Consider the following 13,818-nt stretch of genomic DNA (forward strand, 5'->3'; position numbering starts at 1 on the left):
AACCATGAATGGAAAGTGAATGAGACGATTATGATAACGTGTGTAATGGTCATAAGTCGTTAAATTTTTAAGCTTTTATTCGAAAATTATGATCCCGTTATAGTAGAATAAGTATTGCATGAATGGTGTTTTTAAATTTTATTCAAATTTAGTGAATAGCTTGCTAGTTTACGGCATTTATCGCAAAATTGCGCAATAAAAAGTAATGAAATAGGTAACCCACGATGGCTTCTAGCGCACACGCACTTCATATTTTAGTGAAACACAAAGAATTGGCTGATGATATTCTAGAACAGCTTAAAAAGGGTGCAAAGTTTCAAGATCTTGCTAAGAAACACTCAACGTGCCCGTCGGGTAAAAAAGGGGGAGATCTTGGTGAGTTCCGTAAAGGTGCAATGGTGCCGCAGTTTGATAAAGCGGTCTTTTCTGGTAAAGCAATCAGTACCAGTGAAGCGTTAAAAAAGAAAAATAATAACTTACGCGGATTAATTCCAGAACCTGTAAAGACTAAGTTTGGTTGGCATGTGATTAAAGTTCTTTATACCGTTTAATCTATTTATTGAACCAGATTGAATTTATATTAACGCTCTTATTTTAGAGCGTTTTTTTATGCTTAATAGATACATAATAATATTATTAATGGTATCTATTGGTTGTTATTATTCAATTGTCTGTGTGAATAAAGTGGCTAATTTACATTGATTTACGCTTTAAAGCTGTTTAATTAATCTGTTTTTCCATAGTATTAATATATGCCCTTTTTATGGAGAATGACGATGAAAGGTTTATTCGATCAGCTAATAAATCAAGCTAGTAATTATATGGATAAGGGAAAAACCACATCTAGTTCAAGTACCTCTGATTTATTAAAAGGAGCGACAGCTGGTGGGGTTGTTGGTGCATTATTAGGCAATAAGAAAAGTCGTAAATTAGCCAAAAAATATGGTGGTAAAGCTGCCTTAGTTGGTGGTACTGCTGTGATTGGCACGGTCGCTTATCAGGCTTATAAGAAATGGTCGCAAGAGTCATCACATGCTTCTAATACGGCAATGGACTCACAGCAAGCGATTTCCCCAAATACCCAATTAAGAACAAACCAAGACTTGTTAGTTCAAGCTATGATTTTTGCAGCAAAAGCTGATGGTCATATTGACGAGCAAGAAAAAACAGCGATAGCACAATGGATGATTGAAAATGGGATCAGCCATGATGTTGAAACTGTGATTGTTCGTTGGCTAAATGCACCGTTAGATCCCCAAGTCATTGCGGCGCAAGTTAGTGGCTTAGAGCAAGCCTCTGAAGTTTATTTAGTTACATTATTGGCTATTGATGTCGATCATTTCTTAGAGCGTGCTTATCTTGACGCATTAGCCCAAGCATTAAAACTGCCAGTAGGCTTAGTTCAGCGAATAGAAGAACAAGCAAATGTTATGTCGTGATTGATTTAACACAGCTAAGATAGGGGCTAATTAAATATAGCCCCTGATTGTCAATATTATTTTGTTTGACTCGCTGGCATAGAACTATTGATTCTGACTGGACCTAAACCAATAACACACTGTTTATAACCTTTTTCCCAGCCTTTTAGGTAAGCTGCTCTATTTACGGTATCGTAGCTATTTACTATTTCTTTGGATGGTAAAAACTGCGCTTCCATGGCATTTTTACAACCATCGTCATAGCCTTTTTTTTCTACTGGCGCCGTATCTTGTTTTACGATTTTTGTGATCACTTGTGGTTCTGATTGCGGTACAGTCTGTGTCGCACAACCTGAAATCAATAAAGTTAAGCCAATAAAGGGTAAATATTTATTCATAATATACTCAGTTATATATTCAATCTTGCTGTGATTACAAAAGCGACAAGCAAAACCATTATAATTCGTTATGAGTATATTATAGCAATACCCTTAATCAAACCGTAACCAATGCCATAGTGGTTGAAATTGTGAGTATTTTAAGCGATGAACTAAATGCATTATTGCTTAAGCGATACAACTATCTCTTTAGAAGAGCGAGTATCACTCCAATTTAATAATTTTGAATAGAAGTATTTTAGTATTATCAGATAGATAGTGATGAGACTGAAACTGGTTATGGTACTAATCCCTTGTTGAAAATGATTATCACCAGAAAGAAGTAATATTAAGCCAAGACTGACACCAAGTGATGAAATCATTAGCCATAGCGGAAAACTAAGCCTGAAAAACTGATAGAAATGGAACAATACAGAGAAGATCACTTTCTTTAAATGAAACATAATGTACTCCTAAGCGAGATTGTTGCCTAGTTGTTAAATTATTCCAGTTATTGATGAGAGTGAAGTGCAGTGATCAGATTTTGTGTCGTTGTTCATGGTTTGATGGTAACGATGAGGCGGTATTTCGCATCATCGTTATAGCCATACCATAATTACTTTTGTGCCTATGGGTGAGTTGGTTTAGGAATATAACGGCCTAAACGATCAATTTTTCTGTTTTTAGAGAAGAACATTTCAAGCTCAATCATGACCCCAGGGTTAGCGTGATAGTTGTATTCACGAGGGAATTCTAGCTGCGGACGAACACCTAGATATAGCCAGTGTTTGTAAATACGTTTATTCCACGTTGCAGATATCCAATAGTTTGTGATTTCTTTATTTTCTCCAGTATCAGCACTGATCCCTGTTGAATATTCGAATAAATTCTTATCATCATAACGATGGAATAATTCAAATTGCTGGAGAAGTTCCCATTTATCGTCTTCTTTCAAGTACTGCGCGCTGGTTGTGGTTTTGAATATTTTCGAATGCTCAGGGTTTATCGCGTAATAGCCACTGAGCTCACTCAGATAACCTAACCCTTTTGAGTGATAATAAAAGACTTGTTGTTCAAGTCGGGTTGTCCAGTTTTCACTAATAGGATCAACGCGTGTAAGTCGCATTTTTGTGAAAGGATCAAGTGGAAGCTTTAATTTAATACCAATATCAAAATCTGAATTCCAGTTGCCAAAGTGGGCATCTTGAAGACGAAATGCACCCACAGTATCGCCTGATGTGGTTTTGTTGCCTGTGGCAATACCACGTTGCTTGTTTTCAAGACTATCGAAGTCGCCGGGCTCGGAATCAATGATTAGTTTCCAGTCTCTTTTTACATGGGGCAGGTCAAGTTTGAAATAAACTTTGAAGTCATTATCAAGTTTGCCACGGTAAGAGTAGGCTAAACGATTACGAATACGTAAATAGCTTCGGTTGGTAAGTGCACTTTCGTCATCGTCTTTCGCTAAACTTTCGTCAAGGTACTCGCCAATATCATGGACGGTGTCGGTAAGTGATTGGTGTGAGTCATCAACCCAATCTGCCATGCTTGATTGATTGTTGGGATCAGTACTCGTATCGCTAACGGGTTCAGCTTGGCTAATACTGGGTATTATTGAGAATAAAAAAAACGGTAAACAAAGCTGTTTATAGCGAGTTTTAAATGAGACTAATGGTTTCAATTTGTTCAAACTTCCTTTTCGAATTCGTCACTATAGTTCTAAATAAACATCAAAATACAGATGTTATTTTTACTGAGAATAGAGACACTTAAATTGTTATGATTTTATGCTAACAAAGCTAATTATCTCAGTTGTTATATTTTCATCACTAAATCATCATCTGAATGATGTGTAATCACACTATACTGAAAATGATTTTTATGCTTACGTCCTCATAGCTAGGATATTATTGATACACAGTATTTATCAATCGCTTTTGAATATTGTGGCTTATTATCACAAAGCTTTTGTGACATGTAGTGTAAATATTAATGGTATGTTCTAGAACTTAATGACAGTTTTAGATATTTCTGTTATTGAATCATATGAAACTAAGTGCGCTCGAGGGATGTATGGATAGTTCAGAGATAGAAAGCATTAAACGGGATATGTCAGTAAAAGTTCATGATATTTTTGATAACTTTGAAGAGCATAATAACCGACTACCAACGATGGAAGAATTTCGGAGTATCTTTCATGATTGTGCTGATCACTATTTAGGCCCATTAGATAAACAGATTGTCGATGGTATTAATGCTAATTTAGAGCGTCAACGTATCCGTGAACAACAGTTGTGGGACGCTGTGAACGAGCTTGAATCTGAAGAACGAGTTCGTAGAGACGCTGAATAAAGTTTATGGGCGATGCGCCATAGCTAAAGCAACTTTAGACTGTGGTCGTATCCCCAATTGTTGGCAAAATGTTTGACTAACCAGTGTGAATTTTTCTAAATCTATGCCGGTTTTGATGTTAAGTCCTTGGCATAAATAAAGAACATCTTCTGTTGCTACATTACCACTTGCTCCTGGTGCATATGGGCAACCACCTAATCCCGCAATACTACTGTCTATTGTCGTAATACCCATTTGCATTGCTTGATAAATATTCGCGATTGCTTGCCCATAACTATCATGGAAATGGACGGCGATGGCTTTTGATTGAAGTTGCTGATTTACACATTCCAACAGGGTAGCAACGCGTAATGGCGTTCCTGTTCCTATTGTGTCTCCCAGTGACACTTGATAGCAGCCCATGTCGATGAGAGCTTTTGCAATTTCTGCGACTTTTTGTGGTGGTGTTTTTCCTTCGTACGGACAATCTATCACACAGGATAAATACGCACGTACAGGTATTAAGTGTTGATGGGCTATCGCAATAACAGATTCAAATCGTCGAAGGCTTTCATCAATACTGGCGTGTATATTGTTTTGCGTGAAGGTTTCAGAGCAAGAAGTAAAGATAGCGACTTCATTGGCATTAACGTTAATGGCCGCTTCTAGGCCTTGTAAATTAGGAGTCAGAGCTGAGTAGAAAATATTGGGATGGCGTTGAATGTGCGAAAATACACTATCCGAATCAGCCATCGCTGGGATCATTTTTGGCGAAACAAACGCACCTGATTCGATATGCGTTAAGCCTGTCTGACTCAATTCATTAATCAGTGCTATTTTAAGCGCTGTTGCTTTATCACCTAATGTTGAAAGATGAGGTTCGTTTTGTAATCCATCACGGGGCCCAACCTCAAAAACGGTAATAGCATCGGGTAGCGATAATTGAAGCTTATTCGTTAATGTCATTGGCTTTACTCCAACTTGGTGGGACTTTATCGAAAAAAGCTTGTATGCCTTCTTGTGCTTGTGGTGAACATCGAACTCGGGCGATTAATTCACTGGTATAACGAATTAAACGTTGATCAATGATTTCGACTTCACATTGACGACATAAGGTTTTGACTGTTGCAAGCGCTGCTGGGCTATTGGTTAAGATTTGCTGAAGTATTACCTGTTTTTCTTGTTGTATATCATCACAAATAAGGTGAATTAAACCAAGTTCGAGTGCTTGTTCTACCGTGATTAACTCTGCGGTTAACATAAAACGTTTTGCTTGGCGAATCCCTATTGCACGACAAACATACGGGGCAATTGTCGCTGGCACTAACCCTAATCTTACTTCACTTAAACAGAATTTCGCGTTGATACTGGCGATGGCAATATCACAGCAGCAAATTAACCCTAATGCGCCGCCAAAAGCAGCCCCTTGAACGACGGCAATGGTGGGAGCTGGAAAGTGGTTGAGTTGATTGAGAAGTTCAGCAAGTTGAGCTGCATCTTGTTGATTATTTTGCTCGGTTTCTAAAGCCATGTTTTTCATCCAAAGCAGATCAGCACCCGATGAAAAATGTTTACCATTGGCTTCAAGTATCAGGCCGCGTATCTCTTGGTTTGTTTTAAGTTGATTAAGGGCGGCGAGCAGATCACCGATGAGTTCAGCATTAAAAGCATTCGATTTATCGACACGGTTTAAAGTAATGGTCGCGATGTTATTAGATGAAATCGACACTAATATATTTGGTTGTGTTTTCATAATATGACCTAAAATGTTACATGCGGAAAATACCAAATCGGGTCTCTTTTATAGGGACATGCTGAGTAATTGAAAGCGCCTGAGCTAATACATTACGGGTAGATTTAGGATCAATAATGCCGTCATCCCATAGCCGTGCACTGGCGTAGTAGGGATGACCTTGTTTGTCATAGAGCGCTAAAATCGGCTGTTTGATTTGTTGTTCGTCTTGCTCTGTCCAAGGTTTATTTCCTCGTTGGCGGATAGCTTGAGTGATTTGCGATAAGACTTCAGCGGCTTGCTCACCTCCCATGACGGATATGCGCGCATTAGGCCACATCCATAATAGGGTTGGATCATAAGCTCTCCCACACATGCCATAATTTCCTGCGCCGTAAGAGCCTCCGATGATAACGGTAAATTTGGGCACATTGGCACAGGCAACAGCCATCACCATTTTTGCGCCGTGTTTTGCAATACCTTCTGCTTCAACCCGTTTACCAACCATAAATCCGGTGATGTTTTGTAAAAACAACAGAGGGATTTTCCGCTTACAACATAGCTCAATAAAGTGAGCGCCTTTTTGTGCCGATTCTGAAAATAGAATGCCATTATTAGCAACAATACCAACAGTGTGACCTTCAATGGATCCAAAGCCACAAACGAGGGTATTGCCATACATGGCTTTAAATTCGTCAAATTCAGAGTTGTCGACTAAACGGGCTATGAGCTCTTTAATATCAAATGGAATACGGATATTGGTACCCACAATGCCGTAGATGTCATCCATGCTGTATTTAGGTGGAGATGCAGTGGAATCATGATGAATACTAGCACTTGCCATATTGCAGCTAGCAATAGCATCACGTGCAAGACTCAATGCATGTGCTTCATCATTAGCATAATAATCAGCAAGACCTGATTTTTTACAATGAACATCGGCTCCACCTAATTCTTGTGCTGTTACTTCTTCACCTGTTGCTGCTTTTACTAAAGGGGGACCAGCTAAATAGATTGTTGCTTGATCTTTTACCATGATAGACACGTCAGACATGGCTGGAATGTATGCGCCACCTGCAGTGCACAACCCCATAACTACGGCAATTTGAGGGATCCCTTTCGCTGACATTTGAGCTTGATTGAAAAAGATGCGACCAAAATGATCTTTATCGGCAAAGACTTCGGCTTGGTGGGGTAGGTTAGCGCCGCCAGAATCAACAATATAAATACAGGGAAGATGACACTTTTCAGCGATTTCTTGGGCTCTCAGGTGTTTCTTTACCGTTAGTGGGAAATATGTTCCACCCTTAACTGAAGGATCATTGGCAATGATCATACACGCATGCTGGTGGATGTATCCGATGCCAGCAATAATCCCCGCACAAGGCACGGCTTCGCTATAGACATTTAGTGCGGCAAAAGGGGCTATTTCTAACCATGGACTGTGTTTATCAAGTAACTGATAAATTCTTTGTCTTACTGGTTGTTTACCTTGTTTTTTTTGATGTGCTAATGCCGATTCTCCACCACCTTGATGGATTATCTCTAGCTGGGTGTTTAAGTCGTCAACCAACAATTGCATCTCATCATTATTGTTTTTGAACCATTGGCTGGTTGTATCTACTTTTGAGGTAAGTTGAGCCATGGCTTACTCCTTAGCGAGCTGATTCTGAGAATAATTCACGTCCAATTAGCATGCGTCTTATCTCTGAAGTTCCTGCACCAATTTCATAAAGTTTGGCATCTCGTAATAAACGTCCGGCAGGGTAATCATTGATGTAGCCATTACCACCGAGTATTTGAATGGTTTCTAACGCCATTTTTGTGGCTAGTTCAGCACTAAGCAAAATTACGCCAGCTGCATCTTTACGGGTGACTTCACCGCGGTCACAGGCTTTTGCAACGGTGTAAACATAGCTGCGAGCAGCATTGAGTTGGGTATACATGTCTGCAATTTTGGCTTGGATCAGCTCAAATTCACCAATCGCTTTGCCAAATTGTTTTCGTTCATGGATGTAAGGGATCACGACATCCAAACATGATTGCGCGATACCGAGTGGGCCGGCAGCAAGTACTACGCGCTCGAAGTCTAATCCACTCATTAAGACTTTTGCGCCGTGGTCGACGTCACCCAGTACGTTTTGTTTCGGTACTTTGCAGTTAATAAAAACTAACTCGCACGTATTTGAACCACGCATACCTAATTTGTTGAGCTTTTGCGCAGTAGAGAAACCATCAAATTGTGATTCAATAATAAAAGCAGTGATTGCGTTGGCTGAGGTGCGGGCATAGACCACAAGCGTATTGGCTTCTGGTCCATTAGTGATCCACATTTTATTACCGTTGAGTAAAAAATGATCACCGTGATCTTCTGCTTTTAACTGCATGCTCATAACATCAGACCCAGCATTCACTTCGCTCATTGCCAGTGCACCAATGTGTTCTCCTGTGATTAATGCTGGTAGGTATTGTTGCTTCTGAGCATTATTACCATTTCTGAATATTTGGTTTGCACACAAGTTAGAATGAGCACCGTAGCTCAATCCGATTGAAGCAGAAGCACGACTGATCTCTTCCATCACGATAACATGTTCTAAATAGCCCATAGCAGCCCCACCGTATTGTTCAGCAATGGTGACGCCAAGTAAGCCCATTTCGCCTAATGATTGCCAGAGGTAATGGGGAAATTGATTGTCTTGATCTATTTCGTTAGCGATAGGAGCAATATGTTCAGCAGCATATAAGTTAACCTGTTCGCGCAGCATATTGGCAGTATCACCTAAATCAAAGTTGAGTGGTGAGTATTGGCTATGCATAGTAAAGCCTCCTTTGCGGAACCTGTTCAGATTACTTGTCTTTGTATGATTCTGTTTTTATTAGGGTGTGCATACAGCGTTTTTTTGCGCGTTCAAGTTCAATAAGAGTGATATCAATATCGGCGCGTTGATGGGTCAGTTGTCGTTGTTTTTGGTCGATGATGTTGATCATGGAAAGAAGCTGAGCATGGCTTTTGTTGTCATCGTATAAACTGAAGAGTTCCCCGATTTCTTGTAAAGAAAAGCCTAAACGCTTACCGCGAAGTATTAAACCGAGTCGAATTTTATCTCGTCGTCCATAGACACGATTAACGCCATCTCGTTTAGGTGAAAGCAAACCTATATCTTCATAAAAGCGAATACTGCGTGGTGTTATTTTAAATTCGTTTGCAAGCTCGCTGATTTTGAAAGTCATCACATTGAGTCTCCTGCAACGTTAGATAGGTAAAAACTTTTCACCTATCGGTTAAGCAGAGCAGTGATTTTGAGTATTAAAATCCCAGCAAATGTTTCTTAACGTTTACGTAAATGTTAGTGCTATGCTTACAAAAGCGTCAAGAAATCCCCTAATATTCCTGCAGGCAATGTTTTCTAAGTTGACGTAAAGAGGTGATTGGTATGAGTAAGGATATTCTGATCGTTGCTGCTAAAAGAACGCCAATTGGGAGTTTTCAAGGCGATTTACGGCATTTTTCCGCCACTCAGCTTGGTAGTATTGTTATTGAAGCAGCATTACGAGATGTTAAACGTGTTCAGCCAACAGATACGACTTTAGAACATAATAATGAGATAGAGTATGAGCACATTGCACAATTGATTGATGAAGTCTTTATGGGCTGTGTATTAACGGCAGGTGTTGGGCAAGCCCCTGCAAGACAAGCAGCTTTGATGGCAAAAATTCCTGTATCGGTTTCCTGTACTACGATAAACAAAGTTTGTGGCTCAGGGTTAAAATCAATCTTATTGGCTTGCGATATGATTAAAGCTGGAGCGATTCGAACGGCTGTCGCTGGAGGCATGGAAAGTATGACCAATGCACCTTATTTACTCACAGACAGTCGAAACGGTATGCGAATAGGCCATAAAGCGGTACTTGATCATTTATATCTAGATGGATTGCAAGATGCATTTGATGGGCACTTAATGGGCGTTTATGGTCAACAAACGGCAACAAAATATAATATTTCACGAGAAATCATGGATGAATGGGCTGTAAGGTCAATTAATAAAGCCCGCAAAGCGGATAGTCGTCAGGCATTTCACGCTGAAATCGTCCCTATTACCGCTCAGAGTCAAAAAGCATTAGTGACGGTTGAAAAAGATCAGCACCCGAATGAAGTGAATATTAAGAAAATACCAAACCTTCCTCCTCTATTTTCGCAACATGGTGAACAAGGTACGATCACTGCCGCTTCATCAAGTGCTATTGGTGACGGTGCCGCAGCTTTAGTGTTAATGGAAGCTGAACAAGTTCGACGACAAGGCTTATATCCACTGGCATCAATTAAAGGTTATGCCAGTCATAGTCGATCCCCCGATGAATTTACTATTGCACCTATTCATGCCATTAACCAATTATTAGATGATCTTAATTGGTCTATTGATGATGTGGACTTGTGGGAAATTAACGAAGCTTTTGCTGTGGTGACAATTGCCGCGATAGAGCAGCTAGGTATTGATGCTGAAAAAGTGAATGTTAACGGTGGAGCTTGTGCATTAGGTCACCCAATAGGCGCGACAGGAACAAGAGTCGTGGTGACATTAACCCATGCATTACGACAACAAGCGCAAATGTTGAGTGGCACGAAAACGCTAAAAGGTGTTGCTGCTGTATGTGTTGGTGGAGGAGAAGCATTGGCAATTGCGATTGAAGTTGATGTTAAATAGTATGACATTGAAGATTGGAAATAAGTTAAAGGAGTAAGTGATGACAGGAATGGTGAATGTTTCCTATATCCGTTGTACTGATGGACATAGTATTGGTGTACTAGAGCTGGATAATCCATCATCGCTTAATGCACTTACGTTAAATATGCATAAAACGATTTACCAGTATTTACAGCTTTGGCGTGAAGATGAAAGCATTGTTGCTGTAATGATTAAATCGGTGGGTGATCGCGCTTTTTGTGCAGGTGGGGATGTGCGCAGTATGTATTATGCAATGGAAAATGATCCTGCTTTAAAGCATCAACAAAAGCCACCAAAGATAGCGTTAGATCAAATTGAAAGTCACGTAGCTAAGCCATTTTTAACGGAATATTTCTCCGTTGAATATAGTTGTAATTTACTCATCCATCACTATAACAAGCCCGTAATTGCGTGGGGACATGGGTATATCATGGGGGGAGGATTAGGATTATATATTGGCGCAAGCCATCGCGTTGCTTTACCGAATACAGTATTAGCGATGCCGGAAATAACTATTGGCTTATATCCTGATGTTGGTGCGACATGGTTTTTAAACCAGCTTCCTGATGGGATCGGTATGTTTTTGGGCTTAACAGGTGCACATGTCAACGTTTGTGATGCTCGAGATTTAGCAATGGTTGATCATATTGTTGCAAATAGTGCTTATGATAATGTTGTTAAACAATTAAAGCATTACCCATGGTCAACAATATTGGCTGATACGCAAAGTCAGTCATTGGTATCAGAAGCAATCTCGGTCATATTAAATAACGGTGCTGAAAAAGCGCACTCTGTGTTACCTGCAAATCAATTGATGCCATACTTTGCACAAATTCAGGCGGCTTGTTTTGCTCAATCATTACCCACTATTTACGACCAAATTAATGCCATTGATGGTTTGGGCCGCTGGATAGAGACAGCAAAAAAGGCCATGAATGCAGGTAGCCCTATTACCGCACACATTTGTTTTAAACAAATACAAAGCTACAAAGATGTATCTTTACTTGACTGTATAAAAATGGAACTGGGTCTTTCAGTAAATTGTGGTTTGTTAGGTGAGTTCAAAGAAGGTGTCCGAGCGCATTTAATTGATAAAGATTATATGCCTAACTGGATTTATTCATCTGTAAATGATGTTGATAACAAGGTAATTGAGCAAATATTTACACCTATCTGGTCTGAGCATGAGAATCCAATTAATCAGGTCAATATTAGCTAATTATTTATAATAACTTAGATTTTATGAATAGAAATATTGTGATGGATAAATATACGTTAAAGTAACAGAGTTAAACTTTTGTTTTAATTCAGGAGCAATTAATGAATATTGAGAATAGCGTTGTTGTCATTACCGGTGCTAGTCAAGGTCTAGGCCAAATGATGGCTGTAACTCTAGCTCAAATGGGCGCTGAATTGGCTTTAATTGATATCAACTCAGCTGGGTTACGTCAAACGCAAGATCAGTGTCATATGTTAAACAGTAAAGCAATGATCTATGAGGCTGACGTAACAAGCGAAGATGAAGTTGTTCAAGCATTTGCACATATTATTGAAGATTTCGGTCATATTAATGTCTTAATTAACAATGCTGGTATTCTTGATGATGGCTTCCTGGTTAGTGAAAGTAATGACGTATTAACGAAAATGCCGCTAGACCAATTTCAAACGGTGATGGATGTTAATGTTACTGGTTCATTTTTGTGTGGACGAGAAGCCGCTGAAAAGATGATCAAGACAGAATCTCAAGGCGTTATTATTAACATTTCAAGTGTCGCTAGAGCAGGAACATTAGGCCAAACTAACTACGCGGCGTCAAAAGCGGCAGTTGCAACGATGGCTGTGGGCTGGTCGAAAGAGTTAGCAAAATACGGTATTCGTGTTGCTGCAATTGCTCCCGGTTTGATTGATACTCCTTTAACTGACCAATTGAAGCCCGAAGTGCTTGAAAAAATGAAGGCATCAGCACCTTTTGAGCGTGTTGGTAACCCTGAAGAGATTGCCCATACAGTGAAGTATATTATTGAGAATGACTACTTCACTGGGCGTATTCTTGAAATTGATGGTGGTATGCGTTTATAACGTTAATTAACCATAAAACATCGCATATAGTGCCATGCCTCCGCCGACTACAAACATAATCATAGAGACAGTAAAGGCGAATTTAGCAAGGTATGGCATTAATTTTTCCATGAGATTTCTCTGTTCATTATTTCAATGAATGAATATTACCTTTCATCTTCTGTTTAGTGAAGATAATTAAATTTATTAAATATAATTCTATTACTTATTCTTTATACTTATTTCGTATACAATTGCGAAAAACAAGATTAGAGATATCTTATGAGTATATTAAAGTCTGCAAAGCTCGCTTACAGTCATAAAAATCACGGTAAAACATTATCTATCGCTAAATACGCGATTAGAGCGATGGTATATTCACGCCAATATAATGAACTCGCTCATTTCTTTTTAAATGATCAACGAAAAGAAGTCATTGATCAGCAACCTGAATTTTTAATGCGCTTTACAAAACCCTATTTGGCTACGTGTTTTTCTAAAAATCAAATTGTTGAGGTTTTAAAAAAACATTATAACTGGATGGAAAGCCATTTTTCAGATTCAGCTCGACATACTATTTATACTGATGAATTAGAGCTTTATAGCTTTGATATTGAAGAAAAGTCCTATCAAGTTAAACTAAGTTTTGACCACACTTATCGCCGCGAAGGGGAATTAGCGTTAATACTGACAGATAGCAATGATCACCGTTATTACGCTATTGCATTTACCGTTATTGATAATGATATTTATGTTGGTTGTATGCAAGGTGGTTCTAACGATAATGGATTTAGTCGTTTATTTACGAAAGCTTTTTATGGCTTACGACCAAAGTCTTTTATGGTTGAAACCTTACGTTTATTTGCTAATGATATGAATATTGAGCATATATATGCGGTTAAAAATAGTGCACATGTATACACTGCTAAGCGCTATGGTAAAAAAGCATCAACGATCAACCTTAACTATGATCAATTATGGCAAGAACATAATGGTGAAGAATACAATGATGCTTTTTATTCATTACCATTACATACAGAGCGTCGCGCAATGGAAGATATCAAACGACCAAAGCGTAAAATGTATCGTGAACGTTACGCCTGGTTAGATGAATACGATCAAGATCTTAAAGAACAATTGGATAGTGTTACGATTCAACATTGATTTATTGTAGTGAA

At 39.0% G+C, this 13,818-nt stretch carries 15 protein-coding genes; 7 read left to right on the forward strand and 8 right to left on the reverse strand.

The window, feature by feature from the left end:
• The first annotated feature begins 224 nt into the window (after positions 1-224).
• Positions 225-551 (forward strand): peptidylprolyl isomerase, encoded by a 327-nt coding sequence (locus tag C9J40_RS14370; RefSeq protein WP_107206924.1) that lies wholly within the window; start codon positions 225-227, stop codon positions 549-551.
• A gap of 225 nt (positions 552-776) precedes the next feature.
• Complete coding sequence (locus tag C9J40_RS14375) at positions 777-1,439, forward strand: tellurite resistance TerB family protein (protein ID WP_107247291.1); 663 nt, start codon at positions 777-779, stop codon at positions 1,437-1,439.
• A 56-nt stretch (positions 1,440-1,495) separates the two neighbouring features.
• Here the strand turns inward: C9J40_RS14375 and C9J40_RS14380 are convergent, their stop codons facing one another.
• From C9J40_RS14380 to C9J40_RS14390, 3 genes are all read right to left on the reverse strand, one after another.
• Positions 1,496-1,816, reverse strand: coding sequence for a hypothetical protein (locus tag C9J40_RS14380; RefSeq protein WP_107247292.1), 321 nt, complete (start codon positions 1,814-1,816; stop codon positions 1,496-1,498).
• 161 nt (positions 1,817-1,977) lie between these two features.
• Positions 1,978-2,259: a hypothetical protein gene (locus tag C9J40_RS14385; RefSeq protein WP_107206927.1), complete on the reverse strand. Its 282-nt coding sequence runs from the start codon at positions 2,257-2,259 to the stop codon at positions 1,978-1,980.
• 164 nt (positions 2,260-2,423) lie between these two features.
• Positions 2,424-3,476 carry a hypothetical protein gene (locus C9J40_RS14390; RefSeq protein WP_107247293.1) on the reverse strand — a complete coding sequence of 351 codons (1,053 nt, stop codon included), beginning with the start codon at positions 3,474-3,476 and terminating at the stop codon, positions 2,424-2,426.
• A 392-nt stretch (positions 3,477-3,868) separates the two neighbouring features.
• Here C9J40_RS14390 and C9J40_RS14395 point away from each other — a divergent pair, with 392 nt between their 5' ends.
• Positions 3,869-4,147 (forward strand): hypothetical protein, encoded by a 279-nt coding sequence (locus tag C9J40_RS14395; RefSeq protein WP_107206929.1) that lies wholly within the window; start codon positions 3,869-3,871, stop codon positions 4,145-4,147.
• A 3-nt stretch (positions 4,148-4,150) separates the two neighbouring features.
• On the opposite strand, the gene C9J40_RS14400 is transcribed toward C9J40_RS14395, so the two are convergent.
• Genes C9J40_RS14400 through C9J40_RS14420 form a run of 5 tightly spaced genes read right to left on the reverse strand, consistent with a single transcriptional unit; the run spans position 4,151 to position 9,089 of the window.
• Entirely contained in the window at positions 4,151-5,092 is a 942-nt protein-coding gene (locus C9J40_RS14400) for a hydroxymethylglutaryl-CoA lyase (protein ID WP_107247294.1), read from the reverse strand.
• On the reverse strand, positions 5,076-5,879 hold the full coding sequence (locus C9J40_RS14405) for an enoyl-CoA hydratase-related protein (RefSeq protein ID WP_199188096.1): 804 nt from the start codon (positions 5,877-5,879) through the stop codon (positions 5,076-5,078). Before C9J40_RS14405 ends, C9J40_RS14400 begins: the two co-directional genes overlap by 17 nt.
• Before the next feature lie 16 nt (positions 5,880-5,895).
• Positions 5,896-7,503 (reverse strand): carboxyl transferase domain-containing protein, encoded by a 1,608-nt coding sequence (locus C9J40_RS14410; RefSeq protein WP_107247296.1) that lies wholly within the window; start codon positions 7,501-7,503, stop codon positions 5,896-5,898.
• Positions 7,504-7,513: 10 nt separating this feature from the next.
• Positions 7,514-8,674, reverse strand: coding sequence for an isovaleryl-CoA dehydrogenase (locus tag C9J40_RS14415; protein ID WP_107206933.1), 1,161 nt, complete (start codon positions 8,672-8,674; stop codon positions 7,514-7,516).
• Between the two features lie 31 nt (positions 8,675-8,705).
• Entirely contained in the window at positions 8,706-9,089 is a 384-nt protein-coding gene (locus C9J40_RS14420) for a MerR family DNA-binding transcriptional regulator (protein ID WP_199188099.1), read from the reverse strand.
• A 203-nt stretch (positions 9,090-9,292) separates the two neighbouring features.
• Here C9J40_RS14420 and C9J40_RS14425 point away from each other — a divergent pair, with 203 nt between their 5' ends.
• The 4 genes from C9J40_RS14425 (at position 9,293) to C9J40_RS14445 (ending at position 13,804) form a co-directional block, all read left to right on the forward strand.
• Positions 9,293-10,561 carry a thiolase family protein gene (locus C9J40_RS14425; RefSeq protein WP_107206935.1) on the forward strand — a complete coding sequence of 423 codons (1,269 nt, stop codon included), beginning with the start codon at positions 9,293-9,295 and terminating at the stop codon, positions 10,559-10,561.
• Between the two features lie 40 nt (positions 10,562-10,601).
• Complete coding sequence (locus tag C9J40_RS14430; RefSeq protein WP_107206936.1) at positions 10,602-11,801, forward strand: enoyl-CoA hydratase/isomerase family protein; 1,200 nt, start codon at positions 10,602-10,604, stop codon at positions 11,799-11,801.
• A gap of 101 nt (positions 11,802-11,902) precedes the next feature.
• Positions 11,903-12,661 (forward strand): SDR family oxidoreductase, encoded by a 759-nt coding sequence (locus C9J40_RS14435; protein WP_107206937.1) that lies wholly within the window; start codon positions 11,903-11,905, stop codon positions 12,659-12,661.
• 261 nt (positions 12,662-12,922) lie between these two features.
• A complete protein-coding gene (locus C9J40_RS14445) occupies positions 12,923-13,804 on the forward strand; it encodes a VirK/YbjX family protein (protein ID WP_107206939.1) in 882 nt (293 codons plus the stop codon).
• Positions 13,805-13,818: the final 14 nt, after the last annotated feature.

It is taken from the genome of Photobacterium sp. GB-72, assembly GCF_003026095.1.
Classification (GTDB): domain Bacteria; phylum Pseudomonadota; class Gammaproteobacteria; order Enterobacterales; family Vibrionaceae; genus Photobacterium.

Excerpts from the sequence above, each read along its gene's own strand:
- C9J40_RS14370 (WP_107206924.1), top strand. The coding sequence starts at position 225 with ATGGCTTCTAGCGCACACGCACTTCATATTTTAGTGAAACACAAAGAA.
- C9J40_RS14375 (WP_107247291.1), top strand. The coding sequence starts at position 777 with ATGAAAGGTTTATTCGATCAGCTAATAAATCAAGCTAGTAATTATATG.
- C9J40_RS14380 (WP_107247292.1), bottom strand. The coding sequence starts at position 1,816 with ATGAATAAATATTTACCCTTTATTGGCTTAACTTTATTGATTTCAGGT.
- C9J40_RS14385 (WP_107206927.1), bottom strand. The coding sequence starts at position 2,259 with ATGTTTCATTTAAAGAAAGTGATCTTCTCTGTATTGTTCCATTTCTAT.
- C9J40_RS14395 (WP_107206929.1), top strand. The coding sequence starts at position 3,869 with ATGGATAGTTCAGAGATAGAAAGCATTAAACGGGATATGTCAGTAAAA.
- C9J40_RS14400 (WP_107247294.1), bottom strand. The coding sequence starts at position 5,092 with ATGACATTAACGAATAAGCTTCAATTATCGCTACCCGATGCTATTACC.
- C9J40_RS14405 (WP_199188096.1), bottom strand. The coding sequence starts at position 5,879 with ATGAAAACACAACCAAATATATTAGTGTCGATTTCATCTAATAACATC.
- C9J40_RS14410 (WP_107247296.1), bottom strand. The coding sequence starts at position 7,503 with ATGGCTCAACTTACCTCAAAAGTAGATACAACCAGCCAATGGTTCAAA.
- C9J40_RS14415 (WP_107206933.1), bottom strand. The coding sequence starts at position 8,674 with ATGCATAGCCAATACTCACCACTCAACTTTGATTTAGGTGATACTGCC.
- C9J40_RS14420 (WP_199188099.1), bottom strand. The coding sequence starts at position 9,089 with ATGACTTTCAAAATCAGCGAGCTTGCAAACGAATTTAAAATAACACCA.
- C9J40_RS14425 (WP_107206935.1), top strand. The coding sequence starts at position 9,293 with ATGAGTAAGGATATTCTGATCGTTGCTGCTAAAAGAACGCCAATTGGG.
- C9J40_RS14430 (WP_107206936.1), top strand. The coding sequence starts at position 10,602 with ATGACAGGAATGGTGAATGTTTCCTATATCCGTTGTACTGATGGACAT.
- C9J40_RS14435 (WP_107206937.1), top strand. The coding sequence starts at position 11,903 with ATGAATATTGAGAATAGCGTTGTTGTCATTACCGGTGCTAGTCAAGGT.
- C9J40_RS14445 (WP_107206939.1), top strand. The coding sequence starts at position 12,923 with ATGAGTATATTAAAGTCTGCAAAGCTCGCTTACAGTCATAAAAATCAC.